We start from the raw sequence: 17957 nt of genomic DNA on the forward strand, positions 1-17957 counted from the left end.
CGGAACGACGAGATCGAGATCTCGGATACTGGACCGGGGGAGGAATCCCCCGTCCGGTGAGTGAGACTGGTACCTACCGAAGATGTATGAGAAACGAGGTCGGATGATGCGTACGCGTCCGCTGAAGGTGGCGCTGCTGGGCTGTGGAGTCGTCGGCTCTGAGGTGACGCGCATCATGACGACGCACGCGGAGGACCTCGCGCAGCGCGTCGGGGCGCCCGTCGAGCTCGTCGGCATCGCCGTGCGCCGCCCCGACCGGGTGCGTGAGGGAGTGCCCGCCGAGCTGATCACCACCGATGCCACCGCCCTGGTCAAACGTGGCGACATCGACGTGGTCGTCGAGGTCATCGGCGGCATCGAGCCCGCCCGCTCCCTGATCACCACGGCCTTCGAGCACGGCGCCAGCGTCGTCTCGGCCAACAAGGCGCTGCTCGCCCAGGACGGCGCCGCCCTGCACGCCGCCGCCGAGCAGCACGGCGCGGACCTCTACTACGAGGCCGCGGTGGCCGGCGCGATCCCGCTGGTGCGGCCGCTGCGCGAGTCCCTCGCCGGCGACAAGGTCAACCGCGTGCTGGGCATCGTCAACGGCACCACCAACTTCATCCTCGACAAGATGGACTCGAGCGGTGCCGGCTACTCCGAGGCGCTCGACGAGGCCACCGCGCTCGGCTACGCCGAGGCCGACCCGACCGCCGACGTCGAGGGCTTCGACGCCGCCGCGAAGGCCGCCATCCTGGCCGGCATCGCCTTCCACACCCGGGTGCGCCTCGACGACGTCTATCGCGAGGGCATGACCGAGGTCACCGCAGCCGACTTCGCTTCCGCGAAGCAAATGGGCTGCACCATCAAGCTCCTCGCCATCTGCGAGCGGGCCGCCGACGGCCGGTCCGTCACCGCCCGGGTGCACCCGGCGATGATTCCGCTCAGCCACCCGCTGGCCTCGGTCCGCGAGGCGTACAACGCGGTCTTCATCGAGGCCGAGGCGGCCGGTCAGCTGATGTTCTACGGGCCCGGCGCGGGCGGGGCGCCGACCGCCTCCGCGGTCCTCGGCGACATCGTCGCGGTCTGCCGCAACAAGCTCGCCGAGTCCACCGGCCCCGGCGAATCCGCTTACACGCGGCTGCCGGTGAGCCCGATGGGCGATGTGGTGACGCGCTATCACATCAGCCTCGACGTGGCCGACAAGCCGGGTGTCCTGGCCCAGGTCGCCACGGTCTTCGCCGAGCACGGCGTCTCCATCGACACGGTCCGCCAGAAGGGCAAGGACGGCGAGGCCTCCCTGGTCGTGGTCACGCACCGGGCCGCCGACGCCGCCCTGACGGCGACGGTCGAGGCGCTGCGGGCGCTGGAGACGGTCCGCGGTGTCGCGAGCATCATGCGGGTCGAGGGCGAGTAAGGCGAGTACGGGGATCTAAGGGGATTACGAAAGCAATGTCTGCCAACAACAGCCGCCCCGGCACCCACCAGTGGCGCGGCATCATCGAGGAATACCGCGACCGCCTTCCGGTCACCGCCGACACGCCGGTCGTCACCCTGGGCGAGGGCGGTACCCCGCTGGTGCGGGCGCAGGTGCTCTCCGAGCGCACGGGCTGCGAGGTGTACCTCAAGGTCGAGGGCGCCAACCCCACCGGGTCCTTCAAGGACCGCGGCATGACCATGGCCATCACCCGGGCCAAGGAGGAGGGGGCGCGGGCGGTCATCTGCGCCTCCACGGGCAACACCTCCGCCTCCGCCGCGGCCTATGCCGTACGGGCGGGCATGGTCTGCGCCGTCCTGGTGCCGCAGGGCAAGATCGCGCTCGGCAAGATGGGCCAGGCCCTCGTCCACGGCGCGCGCATCCTCCAGGTCGACGGCAACTTCGACGACTGCCTGGACCTGGCCCGCGCGCTGTCCGACAACTACCCGGTCGCGCTGGTCAATTCGGTCAACCCGGTCCGTATCGAGGGCCAGAAGACCGCGGCGTTCGAGATCGTGGACGCGCTCGGCGACGCGCCCGACATCCACGTCCTGCCGGTGGGCAACGCGGGCAACATCACCGCCTACTGGAAGGGCTACCGGGAGTACGCGGCCGACGCGATCTCCACGCACCTTCCCCGGATGTGGGGCTTCCAGGCCTCCGGTTCCGCGCCGATCGTGCGCGGCACGCCGGTGAAGGACCCGCACACCATCGCCACGGCGATCCGCATCGGCAACCCCGCCTCCTGGCAGTTCGCCGAGCAGGCGCGGGACGAGTCGGGCGGTCTCATCGACGAGGTGACCGACCGACAGATCCTGGCCGCCTACCGGCTGTTGGCCTCCCAGGAGGGCGTCTTCGTCGAGCCCGCCTCGGCCGCCAGCGTCGCCGGTCTGCTCAAGGCCGCCGAGCAGGGGCTCGTCGATGCGGGGCAGCGGATCGTCTGCACGGTCACCGGGAACGGGCTCAAGGACCCGGACTGGGCGGTGGCCGGTGCGCCGCAGCCGATTACCGTGCCGGTGGATGCGGGTGCGGCTGCGCAGCAGCTGGGGCTCGTCTGACGTTCCGGGTGCGGACGGGTGGGTGGTTGTGCCCACCCTCCCCCAGCTACCGCTGGGAGGTGCCCCCAGCCCTGCGGAACGCCTGCCCACAACCTGGCGAAAGCCGACAGAAGCACAGGTAATAGTGCGACACGCATCGTGCGCCTCCTGTGCGCCCTATGTCGCCACTGAACCTTCCTTCGATAGGCTGTGCTCACTCCGCCCCGTCGCTGACCGTGCCGCCCCCACGCGGCATCGCCGTCGCGGCCCTTGTGGATGTCGCACGCCCTACCAAGGCCACACCAAGGAGAGTCATCGAGCGATGGCCGGTCCCGCTTTCCGCGCCGCCGCCGTCCGAGTGCGCACCCCCGCCACCAGCGCAAATCTCGGTCCCGGCTTCGACGCCCTCGGCCTGTCCCTGGGGCTCTACGACGATGTCGTGGTCCGGGTGGCGGAATCCGGGTTGCACATCGACATCGCCGGGGAGGGCGCCGACACCCTCCCGCGCGACGAGAGTCATCTCCTCGTACGGTCCCTGCGCACCACCTTCGACCTGCTCGGCGGCCAGCCGCGCGGCCTGGAGGTCGTCTGCGCCAACCGCATTCCGCACGGGCGGGGCCTGGGCTCCTCCTCCGCCGCGATCTGCGCGGGCATCGTCGCCGCCCGCGCGGTGACCATAGGCGGGGCCGACAGACTCGACGAGGCGGCCATGCTCGAGCTGGCCACCGAGATCGAGGGCCACCCCGACAACGTCGCCGCCTGTCTGCTCGGCGGATTCACCCTCGCCTGGATGGAGTCGGGCGTCGCCCGGGCCATTCGGATGGACCCAGCGGATTCCATCGTTCCGGTGGTCTTCGTGCCGTCCAGACCCGTACTGACCGAAACCGCGCGTGGGCTGTTGCCGCGCAGCGTCCCCCATGTGGACGCGGCCGCCAACGCCGGGCGCGCGGCGCTGCTCGTCGAGGCCCTGACCAGGCGCCCCGAGCTGCTGCTGCCGGCCACCGAGGACCGGCTCCACCAGGAATACCGCGCCCCGGCGATGCCGGAGAGCGTGGCCCTGGTCAACCGACTGCGGGCGGACGGCGTCCCTGCAGTCATCTCCGGTGCGGGCCCCACGGTGCTCGCACTGGTCGAGAACGGTGCGGCCGAGAAGGTCGCACGGCTGGCGGGCGAGGGGTGGGCGGCCAACCGGCTGGCCCTCGACGCCGGGGGGACGAGCGTGCTGCCGCTCGCCTGACCAGTGGCGCCCGGGGGAGCCCGGGCCCACGAAAAACGCGGTTGCCGGTCTTGGAGAGGGGGAATGTTTGTGGGATCCGGTAGTGTTAACCTCAAGTCTGCACTCGAAGCCACATCGGCTCGGTGCACTGTGTCCCGATCAGGGACCGCTTTTCTTCCGGGAGCCTCCCAAACTGCCTGAGCAGCCTGCCTGAGCAGATTCGAGCACGCTCCGGAATCGGCGTGGGCGACATGAGTGAAGCGTTATGTCGTGCCCTTCCCTCATTCTTCACGCCGGCACCAATGCACTGATTCTTCCGCCGTAACGCGGCGGACCACCGCCCCGGCCCGGTCCGAACATCAGGACCGCAGCCGGACAGCACAACCGGTCGCCGAGCCAGACAGGCCGACGCCCGCTCCAGGGAAGGACCCCTTCGTGAGCGACACCACCGATCTGATGGGCGTGAACGCCGGCGCCGCCGGCAATGCCTCCGCGCCCGCCACGGACGCTCCCGCCGCGCCTGCCACCGGTGCTGCCACCGCCCCCAAGCGGCGCCGCTCGGGCACGGGCCTCGACGCCATGGTCCTGGCCGAGCTCCAGCAGCTCGCTTCCGGCCTCGGCATCAAGGGCACCGCGCGGATGCGCAAAGGCCAGCTGATCGAGGTCATCAAGGAGAGGCAGGCCGGCTCCTCCGCCGCGCCCGCCAAGGCCGACCAGGCCCCGGCGGCCTCGGAGACCGCCGAGACCAAGCCCAAGCGCCGTGCGACCTCCAGGGCCCGTACGGGTGAGGCCGCCGCCGAGAAGCCCGCCGAGAAGGCTGCCCAGCAGCAGATCGAGATCCCGGGCCAGCCGAGCAGCGACGAGGCCCCGGCCGGTGAGCGCCGCCGTCGGCGCGCCACCGCCGCCGCGGGCAGCCCCGAGCCGGCCGCCGAGGCCGCTCGTACCGAGACCCGCACCGAGGAGCGCACCGAGGCGAAGGCCGAGGCCGCGGCGGACACCGCCGAGGGCAAGGCCGCCAAGGGCGCCGAGCGCCAGGACCGCGGCGAGCGCGGCCAGAAGGGCGAGCGTCGCGAGCGCGGCGAGCGTGCGGAGCGCGGCGACCGTGCCGAGCGGGGCGACCGTGCCGAGCGCGGTGAGCGTGCCGAGCGCGGTCAGCGTGAGCGCGACCGTGACCGCCGTGGCAACCGCGACGGCGACGCCGGCCAGCAGCAGCGCGGGGACCGCCAGCAGCGCGGCGACCGCGGTCCGCAGGGCGGCCCGCAGGACGAGGACGACTTCGAGGGTGGCCGCCGTGGCCGCCGCGGCCGCTACCGCGACCGCCGTGGCCGTCGTGGCCGCGACGAGTTCGGCGCGAACGAGCCGCAGCTCGCCGAGGACGACGTCCTGATCCCCGTCGCGGGCATCCTGGACATCCTCGACAACTACGCCTTCATCCGGACCTCCGGCTACCTCCCGGGCCCGAACGACGTCTACGTCTCCCTCGCCCAGGTCCGTAAGAACGGTCTGCGCAAGGGTGACCACGTCACCGGTGCGGTCCGTCAGCCGAAGGACGGCGAGCGGCGCGAGAAGTTCAACGCCCTCGTCCGCCTCGACTCGGTGAACGGCATGGCGCCCGAAACCGGGCGCGGCCGCCCCGAGTTCGGCAAGCTCACCCCGCTCTACCCGCAGGACCGCCTGCGGTTGGAGACGGACCCGGGTGTGCTGACGACCCGGATCATCGATCTGGTCGCCCCCATCGGCAAGGGCCAGCGCGGTCTGATCGTGGCCCCGCCGAAGACCGGTAAGACCATGATCATGCAGGCGATCGCCAACGCGATCACCACCAACAACCCCGAGTGCCACCTGATGGTCGTCCTGGTCGACGAGCGTCCGGAAGAGGTCACCGACATGCAGCGGTCGGTCAAGGGCGAGGTCATCTCCTCGACCTTCGACCGCCCGGCCGAGGACCACACCACCGTCGCCGAGCTGGCCATCGAGCGCGCCAAGCGCCTGGTGGAGCTGGGCCACGACGTGGTCGTCCTGCTGGACTCGATCACCCGTCTGGGCCGCGCCTACAACCTGGCCGCCCCGGCCTCGGGCCGCATCCTGTCCGGTGGTGTCGACTCGACCGCGCTCTACCCGCCGAAGAAGTTCTTCGGTGCCGCGCGCAACATCGAGGACGGCGGCTCGCTGACCATCCTGGCCACCGCGCTGGTCGAGACCGGCTCGCGCATGGACGAGGTGATCTTCGAGGAGTTCAAGGGCACCGGCAACATGGAGCTCAAGCTCGACCGGAAGCTCGCCGACAAGCGCATCTTCCCGGCCGTGGACGTCGACCCGTCCGGCACCCGCAAGGAGGAGATCCTCCTGGGTGGCGAGGAGCTGGCGATCGTCTGGAAGCTCCGCCGGGTGCTGCACGCGCTCGACTCGCAGCAGGCCATCGAGCTGCTTCTCGACAAGATGAAGCAGACGAAGTCCAACGCCGAGTTCCTGATGCAGATCGCCAAGACCACGCCTTCCAACGGCAACGACTGATCCGCATCCGCTCCGCGAACCTCCCCGTCACACTCGTGGCGGGGAGGTTTCGTCTTGTCGCCCCCTGCCGGCCACCACATCGTGATCTTCCTGTGACCTTTTGAGAGATGCGCCACAGCGACCGGGCCCGCCGGCGGGCGGAATCAAAGACGGCCATTTGGCCGAAATCGCAGGTGGCGCGGGTCGCGACGGCTCCGTGGACACCCCCGCGGCCAGCCACTTTCTAAGACGGTCCTCAGATTCCGCTGTGCAACCCTGTCGCAAGCTCACCCGTCTGGGCAGCAGGGGGTTAGACACAGCGGAGGACTGAGGAGCGCATGGCTGACGACAGCAGGAGTACGACGGCGGGTTCACGCCGCCGCCGTGCCGGGGGTAAGCGCGGTCGCCGTCGCAAGCCCCCGGTGCGCCGCAAGGGCCGTCGAATAGCCGCCTGGAGCGCCGCGGCCCTGGTCGTGCTCGGCGGCGCGGGCGCGGGGTTTGTGTACTTCAAGCTCAACGGCAACCTCAACAGCGTCGACATCAACGCGGCCCTGGGCAAGAACCGCCCCGACAACGTCGACAACGGCTCCCAGGACATCCTCGTCCTCGGCTCCGACTCGCGCGCCGGCGACAACGGCAAGTACGGCCGGGACGAGGGCAGCTCCCGCTCCGACACGGCGATGATCGTCCACGTCTACGCGGGTCACAAGAAGGCCAGCGTCGTCTCGATCCCGCGCGACACCATCGTCGCCCGGCCCGAGTGCACCACGCCCAGCGGCAAGAAGGCCCCGGCGGTCAAGCGCGGGCAGTTCAACGAGGCGTACTCCCTCGGCGGCGCCGCCTGCGCGGTCAAGACCGTCGAGGCGATGACCAACATCCGGATGGACCACTATCTGGAGGTCGACTTCGCCGGCTTCCAGAAGCTGATCGACAAGCTGGGCGGGGTGGAGGTCACCACCACCAAGGCCATCCACGACAAGGACAGCCACCTCAGCCTCGACGCCGGCACCCACAAGCTCAACGGCGAGCAGTCCCTCGGCCTCGTCCGCACCCGCAAGGGCGTCGGCGACGGCAGCGACCTGGGCCGCATCAAGCTCCAGCAGGCCTTCATCAAGGCCCTGCTCGACCAGATCAAGTCCGTCGGGGTCTTCACCAGCCCCACCAAGCTCTACGGGATCGCCGACACCGCCACCAAGGCGCTCACCACCGACCGCGAGCTGGCCTCCGTCGACAAGCTCTACAGCTTCTCCAACGGGCTGAAGGGCATCGGCTCCGACGACATGCACATGGTCACGCTGCCCGTGACGGACGACCCCAGGGACCCCAACCGGGTCGTCCCGCTCGTCACCCAGGCCCAGGAGATCTGGACGGCACTCCGCGCCGACCAGCAGATCCCCGAATCGGCGCTCAAGGACGGCGCGGGCACCAAGACCGACGCCGACGGGGTCGTGCGGTAGACCTGCGGGAATAACCGGCCGCGACCCCCCGTTTTGGGGGATACGGCCAGGACTGGCAGACTGGTACGTCGGCCCCGGTTCACGTAAGGCAATCCCGCCTCTACGACCCGGAGCCCTCCCGAACCTAGGAGAACCCCTTGAAGCGCGACATCCACCCGGAGTACGTCGAGACGCAGGTCAGCTGCACCTGTGGCGCCTCGTTCACCACGCGTAGCACCGTCGCCGACGGCACCATCCGCGCCGACGTGTGCTCCGAGTGCCACCCGTTCTACACGGGCAAGCAGAAGATCCTCGACACCGGTGGCCGTGTGGCGCGGTTCGAGGCCCGCTTCGGCAAGGCCGCCGGGTCGGCCAAGAAGTAGCGACCCGCAGGCGCCGGTCCTCGGTCGCCCAGTTTCGGCTGGGCGACCGGACCGGCGCTTTGTCGTCCAGCAGGCCCGCGGGGCCGTCACTTCCAGCAGCTAGGGAAATTCGATGTTCGAGGCAGTCGAGGAACTGATCGGTGAGCACGCCGACCTCGAGAAGCGGCTCGCCGACCCCGCCGTGCACGCGGACCAGGCCAACGCCCGCAAGCTCAACAAGCGCTATGCCGAGCTGACCCCGATCGTCGGGACCTACCGCTCCTGGAAGCAGACCGCGGACGACATCGAGACCGCGCGCGAGTTCGCGGCCGACGACCCCGACTTCGCGGCCGAGGTCAAGGAGCTGGAGAAGCAGCGCGAGGAGCTCACCGAGAAGCTGCGCCTGCTGCTGGTGCCCCGTGACCCCAGCGACGACAAGGACGTCATCCTCGAGATCAAGGCGGGCGCGGGCGGCGACGAGTCGGCGCTGTTCGCCGGCGACCTGCTGCGCATGTACCTGCGCTACGCGGAGCGCGTGGGCTGGAAGACCGAGATCATCGACACCACCGAGTCCGAGCTCGGCGGCTACAAGGACGTCCAGGTCGCGGTGAAGACCAAGGGCGGCAACGGCGCCACCGAGCCCGGCCAGGGCGTCTGGGCCCGGCTGAAGTACGAGGGCGGCGTCCACCGCGTCCAGCGCGTGCCCGCCACCGAGTCCCAGGGCCGCATCCACACCTCCGCCGCCGGCGTGCTCGTCACGCCCGAGGCCGAGGAGATCGACGTCGAGATCAACATGAACGACCTGCGGATCGACGTCTACCGCTCCTCCGGTCCCGGCGGCCAGTCCGTGAACACCACCGACTCCGCGGTGCGCATCACCCACCTGCCCACCGGCGTCGTCGCCTCCTGCCAGAACGAGAAGAGCCAGCTCCAGAACAAGGAGCAGGCCCTGCGCATCCTGCGCTCGCGGCTGCTCGCCGCGGCCCAGGAGGCGGCGGAGCAGGAGGCCTCGGACGCCCGGCGCAGCCAGGTCCGCACCGTCGACCGCTCCGAGAAGATCCGGACCTACAACTTCCCGGAAAACCGCATCTCGGACCACCGTGTCGGCTTCAAGGCGTACAACTTGGACCAGGTGCTCGACGGCGAGCTGGATCCCGTGATCCAGGCGTGCGTGGACGCCGACTCGGCGGCGAAGCTCGCTGCCGCGAGCTGACGGTGCCGGCGGTGCCGGCTGTGCTTGCCAAGTGATGAAGAATCGAGCCCGTCCGGCCACTGTGGACGACCGGGGCGCCGACGCGAGAGGAACAACGTGAACCTGCTGCTAGCAGAGGTGGCGCAAGCCACTCAGCGGCTGGCCGACGCCGGCGTACCGTCTCCGCGCTTCGACGCGGAGGAGCTGGCCGCCTTCGTGCACGGCGTCAAGCGCGGCGAGCTGCACAACGTCAAGGACGCCGACTTCGACGCCCGCTACTGGGAGGCCGTCGCGCGCCGCGAGGCCCGCGAGCCGCTGCAGCACATCACCGGCCGCGCCTTCTTCCGCTACCTGGAGCTCCAGGTAGGGCCCGGCGTCTTCGTGCCCCGTCCCGAGACCGAGTCGGTCGTCGGCTGGGCCATAGACGCCGTGCGGGCCATGGACGTCGTCGAGCCCCTCATCGTCGACCTGTGCACCGGCTCCGGGGCCATCGCCCTGGCCCTGGCCCAGGAGGTGCCGCGCTCGCGCGTGCACGCCGTGGAGCTCGACGAGGGCGCCCTGGGCTGGGCCCGCAAGAACGTGGCGGGCTCCCGCGTCCACCTCCACCACGGCAACGCCCTGACCGCCCTGCCCGAGCTGGACGGCCAGGTCGACCTGGTGATCTCCAACCCGCCGTACATCCCGCTCACCGAGTGGGAGTACGTCGCCCCCGAGGCCCGCGACCACGACCCCGAGCTCGCGCTGTTCTCCGGCGAGGACGGCCTCGACACCATCCGCGGCATCGAGCGCACCGCGCACCGGCTGCTGCGGCCCGGCGGCGTCGTCGTCATCGAGCACGCCGACACCCAGGGCGGCCAGGTCCCGTGGATCTTCACCGAGGAGCGGGGCTGGGCCGACGCGGCCGACCACCCCGACCTGAACAACCGGCCCCGCTTCGCGACGGCCCGCAAGGCGACCCCGTGACGGCCCCGACCGCCCCGGCAGCCGACCGGCACCAGACCAAGACCCAGTACGAGGAGGTCCGTTAGATGGCACGGCGATACGACTGCAGCGACGCGACCGACCGCAAGACCGGTCTGCGCGAAGCCGCCGCCGCGGTCCGCCGCGGCGAGCTGGTCGTGCTGCCCACCGACACCGTCTACGGCATCGGTGCGGACGCCTTCAGCCGCGAGGCCGTCGGCGACCTCCTCCAGGCCAAGGGCCGCGGCCGGGGCATGCCCTCGCCCGTCCTGGTCGGCTCCCCGAACACCCTGCACGGCCTCGTCACGGACTTCTCCGAGCAGGCCTGGGAGCTCGTCGACGCCTTCTGGCCCGGCGCCCTGACCCTGGTCGCCAAGCACCAGCCGTCGCTGACCTGGGACCTGGGCGAGACCCGGGGCACCGTGGCCGTGCGGATGCCGCTGCACCCGGTGGCCCTGGAGCTGCTCACCGAGTTCGGCCCCATGGCCGTCTCCAGCGCCAACCTCACCGGTCACCCCGCCCCGCAGGACTGCGACGCCGCACAGGAGATGCTCGGGGACTCCGTCTCCGTCTACCTCGACGGCGGCTCCACGCCCGCCGACGTGCCGTCCTCCATCGTGGACGTCACCGGCCAGGTGCCCGTCCTGCTGCGCGCCGGCGCCATCAGCGCCGAGCAGCTGCGCGAGGTGGTACCCGAACTCGAGGTGGCGAATTGATCGCCGCGCAGGGGCGTGGCATAGCGGGACCGGACACCACCACCGACACCTTCCGCATCCTCCACGTCAGCACCGGCAACGTCTGCCGCTCGCCCATCACCGAGCGGCTGACCCGCCATGCCCTCGCCCACCGCCTCGGCGACCCCTTCGCGGGCGGCCTGGTGGTGGAGAGCGCCGGCACCTGGGGCCACGAGGGCGCGCCCATGGAGGCCCACGCCGCCACGGTCCTGGCCGACTTCGGCGCCGACGCCCACGGCTTCACCGGCCGTGAGCTCCTCGACGAGCACGTCATCCGCGCCGACCTCGTCCTGACCGCCACCCGCGACCACCGCGCCCAGGTCATCTCCATGGGCCACTCCGCGGGCCTGCGCACCTTCACGCTGAAGGAGTTCACCCGGCTGGTGCGGGCCATAGACCCCGCGACCCTTCCGGACCCCGAGCGGGCCGGCGGGGTGGTCGACCGCGCCCGCGCCCTGGTGCAGGCCGCCGCCGCCCTGCGCGGCTGGCTGCTGGCGCCCACCGCGGACGCCGACGAGGTCCACGACCCCTACGGCGCCCCGATCACCTTCTTCCGCTCCATCGGCGACGAGATCAACCAGGCCCTCGACCCGGTCGTCACCGCCCTCACGGGAGTCGCGTCCCGCTCCTGAGCAGCGACCCCGCGGACCGGGGCCTACATTGGGTGGTGAGCCCATCGCACCCGCCCACAGCTCGGAGCCCGCGATGTCCGCGACGCCTCTCACCCCCGCGCCCGCCCGGGCCGCCGGCGCGGCACCCACCACCGAAGCGGCGGAGCAGGCCGGCCCGCACCCCGCGTGGGGGCACGGCTTCGAGGCCCTGCTGCGGCAGGACCCCGAGCTCGCCGGGCTCCTCCTGGGCGAGACCGAGCGCCAGGCGACCGGACTGCAGCTGATCGCCGCCGAGAACTTCACCTCGCCCGCCGTGCTCGCCACCCTCGGCTCCCCGCTCACCAACAAATACGCCGAGGGCTACCCGGGCGCCCGCCACCACGGCGGCTGCGAGCTCGTCGACCTCGTCGAGCGCATCGCCACCGACCGCGCCAAGAGCCTCTTCGGCGCCGAGCACGCCAACGTCCAGCCGCACTCCGGCACCGCCGCCGTCCTGGCCGCCTACGCCGCGCTGCTGCGCCCCGGGGACACCGTGCTGGCCATGGGCCTGCGGCACGGCGGCCACCTCACCCACGGCTCCCCGGCGAACTTCTCGGGCCGCTGGTTCGACTTCGTCGGCTACGGCGTCCGCGAGGACACCGGCCTCATCGACTACGAGCAGGTGCGCGCCCTGGCCCGGGAGCACCGCCCCCAGGCCATCGTCTGCGGCTCGATCTCCTATCCCCGCCACCCCGACTACGCCGCCTTCCGCGAGATCGCCGACGAGGTGGGCGCGTATCTGATCGTCGACGCCGCGCACCCCATCGGCCTGGTCGCCGGGGGAGCGGCGCCCAACCCCGTCCCGTACGCGGACGTGGTGTGCGCCACCACCCACAAGGTGCTGCGCGGGCCGCGCGGCGGGATCGTCCTGTGCGGGGCGCGGCTGGCGGAGCAGGTCGACCGGGCGGTGTTCCCGTTCACCCAGGGCGGTGCCCAGATGCACACGGTCGCCGCGAAGGCCGTCGCCTTCGGGGAGGCCTCGACGCCGGCGTTCACCGCCTACGCCCACCGGGTGGTCGCCAACGCCCGCGCCCTGGGGGCCGCCCTGGCCGCCCAGGGGCTCGTCCTGGCCACCGGAGGCACCGACACCCACCTCCTGGTCGCCGACGTCGCACCGCTGGCCCTGGACGCCACCACGGCCCGTCGCCGCCTCGCCGCGGCCGCGATCGTGCTGGACGTGTGCGGGCTGGCCCACGGCACCGCCCGGGGGCTGCGCCTGGGCACCGCGGCGCTGACCACCCAGGGCATGGGTGAGACGGAGATGAGGCACGCGGGGATGCTGCTCGGTGCGGCGCTGCGCGGGGAGGGGAGGGAGGGCCAGGTGCGCGCCGAGGTGGCGGATCTGGCCGGAAGGTTCCCGCCCTACCGGTCCCACATGTGATCATTTGCAACCACTCGGTCCCGGCCGGCGTCTTCACCTGCATTCACGGATCAGGGGCGGACGCGAATATGGTGTGGGGCTGTGATGTCCAGCGCGATCCCTGGGGCAGCCCGTGCGTGAATACCTGCTGACGTTGTGCGTCACCGCGGCCGTCACCTATCTGCTGACGGGCCCGGTGCGGAAGTTCGCGATCCTGGCCGGCGCCATGCCGGAGATCCGCGCGCGCGACGTGCACCGGGAACCCACGCCCCGGCTCGGGGGCATCGCGATGTTCGGCGGTCTGTGCGCGGGGCTGCTGGTGGCCGCGCACCTGTCGAACCTCAAGCACGTCTTCGAGCTGTCCAACGAGCCGCGCGCGCTGCTCTCGGGCGCGGGCCTGATCTGGCTGCTGGGCGTGCTGGACGACAAGTGGGGCGTGGACGCCCTGGTCAAGCTCGGCGGACAGATGATCGCCGCCGGTGTGATGGTGCTGCAGGGCCTGACGATCCTGTGGATCCCGGTGCCCGGTGTGGGCACGGTCTCGCTGACGCCGATGCAGGGCACGCTGCTGACGGTCGCGCTGGTGGTGATCACCATCAACGCGGTGAACTTCGTCGACGGCCTGGACGGCCTGGCCTCGGGCATGGTGTGCATCGCCGCCGCCGCGTTCTTCCTGTACGCGTACCGGATGTGGTTCGGGCACGGCCTGGAGGCCGCCGCCCCCGCGACGCTGTTCGCGGCGATCCTGATGGGCATGTGCCTGGGCTTCCTGCCGCACAACATGCACCCGGCGCGGATCTTCATGGGCGACTCCGGCTCGATGCTCATCGGCCTGGTCCTGGCGGCGGGAGCCATCTCCGTCACCGGTCAGGTGGACCCGGACGCGCTCAAGCTGTGGGCCGGTTCGGAGCGGGCCGCGGTGCACACCATGGTGCCGGTCTACATTCCGCTGCTGCTGCCGCTGACGGTGATCGCGGTGCCGGTCGCGGACCTGCTGCTGGCGGTCGTGCGCCGTACGTGGAAGGGCCAGTCGCCATTCGCCGCCGACCGCGGGCATTTGCACCACCGGCTGCTGGAGATCGGCCATTCGCACAGCCGGGCCGTATTGATCATGTACTTCTGGTCCGCGCTGATCGCCTTCGGCGCGGTGGCCTATTCCGTGAATTCGGCGAGTGTCTGGATCCTGCTGCTGGTCGTCGTGCTCAGCGCGGTGGGCCTGGTGCTGCTGCTGATGCCGCGCTTCACGCCCCGTGCGCCGCGCTGGGCGGAGCAGTTCGTGCCGCCCCGCTACCGGCGCCGGGCCGTGCCCGCGACGGCCGTGGAGCAGCCGCAGGCGGCCGTGGAGGGCGGTCCGCAGCGGGAGCCGGTGCCGGCGGGCCTGCACGGGGCGACGGCGATCGGGGACCGCTCGCGCTTCACGCACCGCGGAAAGATCGGCAGCAATCACTGAGCGGTGGAATGGGTGACGGAACGCCGCGCATAAGCGATCTTGAACGGCCGAAATCATCCGTCGGCGACGGTCCCGGACGGCCTAAAAAGGGCATGCGGAGCGTCCGCAATAGCAGACTCTCAACCCCTTCGTCAGCCCGATGACCTGCGGATTGACCCTTCCGTGTGACATGCGGCACACGATGTAGGTAAAGACCTCATCAAATAGTTTGTGATACCGTTCACGAAACCCGGTGCTAGAGCCGAAGGACCGTAGTGCGGCGGCCCTTCGTCGCGAGCCATGTCTCATCCCCGGGGATACGCTCGTCCACGACGAATCGTTGCTTCCGACCTTCGCCGGAGAAACCCTTCATGCAGTCCAACGACGCCCGAACGCTTTTGCAGTGCGCCGTGCCGACCGCCGTTGTCGGCGTCGTCGCCGTCGTCGTGAGCTCGGTGCTCGCCGGTGGCAAGGGGGGGATCGGAGCCGTTGTCGGCGTGGTCCTCGCCGTCGGGGTGATGGCGACCGGTCTGGTCATCCTCAACCGCACCGCCAGGCACATGCCCCACCTGTTCCAGGCGATGGGGATGGTGCTCTACCTGACCCAGATGCTGCTGGTGGCGGTCTTTCTCGTGATCTTCAAGAACACCACGCTCTTCAGCACCAAGGCCTTCGCCTTCTCGCTGCTCGCCGCGACCCTCACCTGGATCGCGGCCCAGGCCCGTGCCTACATGAAGGCGAAGATCCTTTACGTGGATCCGGAGTCCGGCGAGGCGCAGAAGTCCGCGCCGGCCGGGTCTCCGTCATGACCGGTAGGGCCGGAATAAATGCCCGCGTGCTCACCTGCTATCGTCCGGTGCCATCTGAGGTGCAGCGGACGCAGGCAGCCGAATCCCCGGGGTTCCCGGGTGAGGGTCGGCTTCCCGTGCAGCTGACGCCTGCGATGACTTCCGGCCCCCGGCCGACCCGCCGCATCCCCATCCGTAAGTCCAGTCCAGTGCCGTCCCGTGGCCGTGTGCCGCGCCGACACAACGAGGTTGCCGTACCTATGCGCCACGCTGAAGGAGCTCGCGGTGAGTGCTGACCAGACGCTGCTCGCCTTCGAGACCGATTGCCACATCTTCGAAGGGTGCGGCTTCCCGGCCCCAGGGCTCCACTCGTTCGTCTTCGAGCCGCTCTTTACGATCGGCGGATTCGAGTTCAACAAGCCGATGCTGCTGGCCATCCTTGGCTCGCTCGTCGTCGTGGGGTTCTTCTGGGCGGCGTTCGGCAGGGCCAAGGTGGTCCCCGGCAAGCTGCAGATGATCGGTGAGGCCGGTTACGACTTTGTCCGGCGCGGGCTCGTCTACGAGGCGCTCGGCAAGAAGGAGGGCGAGAAGTACGTCCCCTTCATGGTCTCCCTGTTCTTCTTCATCTGGATGATGAACCTCTGGTCGATCATCCCGGTGGCGTCGTTCCCGGTGACGTCGATCATCGCCTACCCCGCGGGTCTCGCGCTGGTCGTCTACGTGCTGTGGGTCGGCCTGACGTTCAAGAAGCACGGCTTCGTCGGCGCCTGGAAGAACATGACCGGCTACGACAAGTCGCTCGGCGGGATTCTGCCCCTGGTCGTGGTGCTCGAGTTCTTCTCGAACCTGATCATCCGCCCGTTCACTCACGCAGTCCGGCTCTTCGCCAACATGTTCGCCGGCCACATGCTGATCGTGATGTTCTCGATCGCCAGCTGGTACCTGCTGAACGGGATCGGCATCGCCTACGCGAGCGCGTCTTTCGTGATGACGATCATCATGACCGCCTTCGAGCTCTTCATCCAGGCCGTGCAGGCGTACGTCTTCGTCCTCCTGGCCTGCAACTACGTCCAGGGCGCGCTCTCCGAGCACCACTGAGCCAGCCCGCCTCCCGCCCCAGTCCAATAGACGTCCGGTGGCCAACCCCCACCGGTCCGTGAAAGAGAAGGAAGAACCGGCATGTCCGCTCTCCAGACCCTCGCCGCTGACGGTCTCACCGGCAACGTTGCTTCGATCGGCTACGGCCTCGCCGCCATCGGCCCCGGCGTCGGCGTCGGCATCATCTTCGGTAACGGCACCCAGGCTCTGGCCCGTCAGCCCGAGGCGGCCGGCCTCATCCGCGCCAACCAGATCATGGGTTTCGCCTTCTGTGAGGCGCTCGCCCTGATCGGCATCGTCATGGGCTTCGTTTACAAGTAAACCGACCCATCGACCAACCTTTTCGACGAAAGGCACTGATGTGACCGCCCTGACGCACCTGGCGTCCGAGGAGATGGAAAACCCTCTCCTCCCGCCGATGCCAGAGCTCGTCATCGGCCTTATCGCCTTCCTCATCGTCTTCCTGTTCCTCGGCAAGAAGCTCCTCCCGAACATCAACAAGGTTCTGGACGAGCGCCGGGCGGCCATCGAAGGCGGCATGGAGAAGGCCGAGGCCGCCCAGGCCGAGGCTCAGCAGGTTCTCGAGGACTACCGGGCCCAGCTCGCCGACGCCCGCCACGAGGCTGCGCGTCTGCGCCAGGAGGCGCAGGAGCAGGGCGTCGCGCTGATCGCCGAGATGCGGTCCGAGGGCCAGCGGCAGCGTGAGGAGATCATCGCTGCCGGTCACGCCCAGATCGAGGCCGACCGCAAGGCCGCCGCGGCCACGCTGCGCCAGGACGTCGGCCAGCTGGCCATCGACCTGGCCGGCCGGATCGTCGGCGAGTCCCTCACGGACTCCGCCCGCCAGAGCCGGACCATCGACCGCTTCCTCGACGCGCTCGAGGACAAGTCGGTCGACGTGAAGAAGGCCGAGGCGAGCCGATGAGTCTTGCGAGCCGGGAGGCCCTGGCCTCCGCACGCGAGAGCCTCGACGCGCTGGCGGACAACACGTCCGTGGACGCGGCGAAGCTCGCCGAGGACCTCACCGCCGTTACCGCGCTGCTCGACCGCGAGGTCTCGCTGCGTCGGGTCCTCACCGACCCGGCGCAGTCCGGCGAGGCCAAGGCCGAGCTGGTCGGCCGGCTGCTGGCCGGTCAGGTCGGCGGCGAGTGCGCCGACCTGGTGGCGGGCATGGTCCGCTCCCGCTGGTCGCGCTCGCGCGACCTGGTCGACGCGGTCGAGGAGCTGGCCAGTGGCGCCGACCTCGTCGCGGCCGAGCGCGCCGGCGACCTGGACGACGTCGAGGACGAGCTGTTCCGCTTCGGCCGGATCGTCGCCTCGAACCCGGAGCTGCGCGCCGCGCTGACGGACAAGGTCGCCGACCGGTCCGCCAAGGCGACGCTCCTCCGCGAGCTGCTGGGCGGCCGGGCCAACCCCGTCACCGAGCGCCTCGTCGTCCGACTGGTGACCGCGCCGCGTGGCCGTAGCCTGGAAGGTGGGCTCACCGCCCTCTCCAAGCTGGCCGCCGAGCGCCGGGACCGCATGGTCGCTGAGGTCGTCTCCGCGGTGCCGCTGAACGAGCAGCAGAAGCAGCGCCTCGGCGATGCGCTCGCCAAGCTGTACGGACGGCGTGTCCACCTCAACCTGGACGTCGACCCCGAGGTCCTCGGCGGCATCCAGGTGCGGATCGGCGACGAGATCGTCAGTGGGACCATCGCGGACCGTCTCGCCGAGGCGGGCCGCCGGATGGCCGGCTGACCAGCCACC

General features: G+C 70.5%; 17 protein-coding genes. All 17 read left to right on the top strand.

Going from position 1 to position 17957, the window contains the following annotated elements; genetic code table 11:
• Window positions 1–103 precede the first annotated feature (103 nt).
• The 17 genes from AB0G59_RS02090 (at window position 104) to AB0G59_RS02170 (ending at window position 17948) form a co-directional block, all read left to right on the top strand.
• On the top strand, window positions 104–1396 hold the full coding sequence (locus tag AB0G59_RS02090; protein ID WP_071964407.1) for a homoserine dehydrogenase: 1293 nt from the start codon (window positions 104–106) through the stop codon (window positions 1394–1396).
• Between the two features lie 35 nt (window positions 1397–1431).
• Window positions 1432–2514 carry a threonine synthase gene (gene thrC / locus AB0G59_RS02095; RefSeq protein WP_360907005.1) on the top strand — a complete coding sequence of 361 codons (1083 nt, stop codon included), beginning with the start codon at window positions 1432–1434 and terminating at the stop codon, window positions 2512–2514.
• Between the two features lie 301 nt (window positions 2515–2815).
• Complete coding sequence (gene thrB / locus AB0G59_RS02100; RefSeq protein WP_071964405.1) at window positions 2816–3730, top strand: homoserine kinase; 915 nt, start codon at window positions 2816–2818, stop codon at window positions 3728–3730.
• A 414-nt stretch (window positions 3731–4144) separates the two neighbouring features.
• Window positions 4145–6223: a transcription termination factor Rho gene (gene rho, locus AB0G59_RS02105; RefSeq protein WP_360907007.1), complete on the top strand. Its 2079-nt coding sequence runs from the start codon at window positions 4145–4147 to the stop codon at window positions 6221–6223.
• 317 nt (window positions 6224–6540) lie between these two features.
• Complete coding sequence (locus tag AB0G59_RS02110; protein WP_360907009.1) at window positions 6541–7659, top strand: LCP family protein; 1119 nt, start codon at window positions 6541–6543, stop codon at window positions 7657–7659.
• A 137-nt stretch (window positions 7660–7796) separates the two neighbouring features.
• Window positions 7797–8021: a 50S ribosomal protein L31 gene (gene rpmE, locus AB0G59_RS02115; RefSeq protein WP_058046284.1), complete on the top strand. Its 225-nt coding sequence runs from the start codon at window positions 7797–7799 to the stop codon at window positions 8019–8021.
• A 112-nt stretch (window positions 8022–8133) separates the two neighbouring features.
• Complete coding sequence (prfA, locus tag AB0G59_RS02120; protein WP_360907011.1) at window positions 8134–9213, top strand: peptide chain release factor 1; 1080 nt, start codon at window positions 8134–8136, stop codon at window positions 9211–9213.
• A 96-nt stretch (window positions 9214–9309) separates the two neighbouring features.
• Window positions 9310–10155, top strand: a complete 846-nt coding sequence (gene prmC, locus AB0G59_RS02125; protein WP_360907012.1) for a peptide chain release factor N(5)-glutamine methyltransferase — start codon at window positions 9310–9312, stop codon at window positions 10153–10155.
• A gap of 65 nt (window positions 10156–10220) precedes the next feature.
• Window positions 10221–10868, top strand: coding sequence for an L-threonylcarbamoyladenylate synthase (locus tag AB0G59_RS02130; RefSeq protein ID WP_360907013.1), 648 nt, complete (start codon window positions 10221–10223; stop codon window positions 10866–10868).
• Entirely contained in the window at window positions 10865–11518 is a 654-nt protein-coding gene (locus AB0G59_RS02135; RefSeq protein ID WP_360907015.1) for a protein-tyrosine-phosphatase, read from the top strand. The genes AB0G59_RS02130 and AB0G59_RS02135 overlap by 4 nt, the downstream gene beginning before the upstream one ends.
• Window positions 11519–11591: 73 nt before the next feature.
• A complete protein-coding gene (gene glyA, locus AB0G59_RS02140) occupies window positions 11592–12917 on the top strand; it encodes a serine hydroxymethyltransferase (protein ID WP_360907017.1) in 1326 nt (441 codons plus the stop codon).
• 112 nt (window positions 12918–13029) lie between these two features.
• On the top strand, window positions 13030–14346 hold the full coding sequence (locus tag AB0G59_RS02145) for an MraY family glycosyltransferase (RefSeq protein WP_360907019.1): 1317 nt from the start codon (window positions 13030–13032) through the stop codon (window positions 14344–14346).
• Between the two features lie 350 nt (window positions 14347–14696).
• Entirely contained in the window at window positions 14697–15134 is a 438-nt protein-coding gene (locus AB0G59_RS02150; protein WP_360907021.1) for a hypothetical protein, read from the top strand.
• 264 nt (window positions 15135–15398) lie between these two features.
• A complete protein-coding gene (atpB, locus tag AB0G59_RS02155) occupies window positions 15399–16211 on the top strand; it encodes a F0F1 ATP synthase subunit A (protein ID WP_360907023.1) in 813 nt (270 codons plus the stop codon).
• Window positions 16212–16292: 81 nt separating this feature from the next.
• Window positions 16293–16532 carry a F0F1 ATP synthase subunit C gene (locus AB0G59_RS02160; protein WP_229348251.1) on the top strand — a complete coding sequence of 80 codons (240 nt, stop codon included), beginning with the start codon at window positions 16293–16295 and terminating at the stop codon, window positions 16530–16532.
• A 40-nt stretch (window positions 16533–16572) separates the two neighbouring features.
• The gene (locus AB0G59_RS02165) at window positions 16573–17136 is read left to right on the top strand and encodes a F0F1 ATP synthase subunit B (protein WP_071964962.1); all 564 of its coding nucleotides are present in this window, start codon (window positions 16573–16575) and stop codon (window positions 17134–17136) included.
• Window positions 17133–17948, top strand: coding sequence for a F0F1 ATP synthase subunit delta (locus AB0G59_RS02170; protein WP_071964961.1), 816 nt, complete (start codon window positions 17133–17135; stop codon window positions 17946–17948). The genes AB0G59_RS02165 and AB0G59_RS02170 overlap by 4 nt, the downstream gene beginning before the upstream one ends.
• Window positions 17949–17957: the final 9 nt, after the last annotated feature.

It is taken from the genome of Streptomyces sp. NPDC021096, from assembly GCF_040641275.1.
Classification (GTDB): domain Bacteria; phylum Actinomycetota; class Actinomycetes; order Streptomycetales; family Streptomycetaceae; genus Streptomyces.

What these genes read in the sequence shown, in the direction of transcription:
- AB0G59_RS02090 (WP_071964407.1), top strand. Translation starts at nt 104, where the DNA reads ATGATGCGTACGCGTCCGCTGAAGGTGGCGCTGCTGGGCTGTGGAGTC.
- thrC (WP_360907005.1), top strand. Translation starts at nt 1,432, where the DNA reads ATGTCTGCCAACAACAGCCGCCCCGGCACCCACCAGTGGCGCGGCATC.
- thrB (WP_071964405.1), top strand. Translation starts at nt 2,816, where the DNA reads ATGGCCGGTCCCGCTTTCCGCGCCGCCGCCGTCCGAGTGCGCACCCCC.
- AB0G59_RS02110 (WP_360907009.1), top strand. Translation starts at nt 6,541, where the DNA reads ATGGCTGACGACAGCAGGAGTACGACGGCGGGTTCACGCCGCCGCCGT.
- prfA (WP_360907011.1), top strand. Translation starts at nt 8,134, where the DNA reads ATGTTCGAGGCAGTCGAGGAACTGATCGGTGAGCACGCCGACCTCGAG.
- AB0G59_RS02130 (WP_360907013.1), top strand. Translation starts at nt 10,221, where the DNA reads ATGGCACGGCGATACGACTGCAGCGACGCGACCGACCGCAAGACCGGT.
- glyA (WP_360907017.1), top strand. Translation starts at nt 11,592, where the DNA reads ATGTCCGCGACGCCTCTCACCCCCGCGCCCGCCCGGGCCGCCGGCGCG.
- AB0G59_RS02150 (WP_360907021.1), top strand. Translation starts at nt 14,697, where the DNA reads ATGCAGTCCAACGACGCCCGAACGCTTTTGCAGTGCGCCGTGCCGACC.
- AB0G59_RS02160 (WP_229348251.1), top strand. Translation starts at nt 16,293, where the DNA reads ATGTCCGCTCTCCAGACCCTCGCCGCTGACGGTCTCACCGGCAACGTT.
- AB0G59_RS02170 (WP_071964961.1), top strand. Translation starts at nt 17,133, where the DNA reads ATGAGTCTTGCGAGCCGGGAGGCCCTGGCCTCCGCACGCGAGAGCCTC.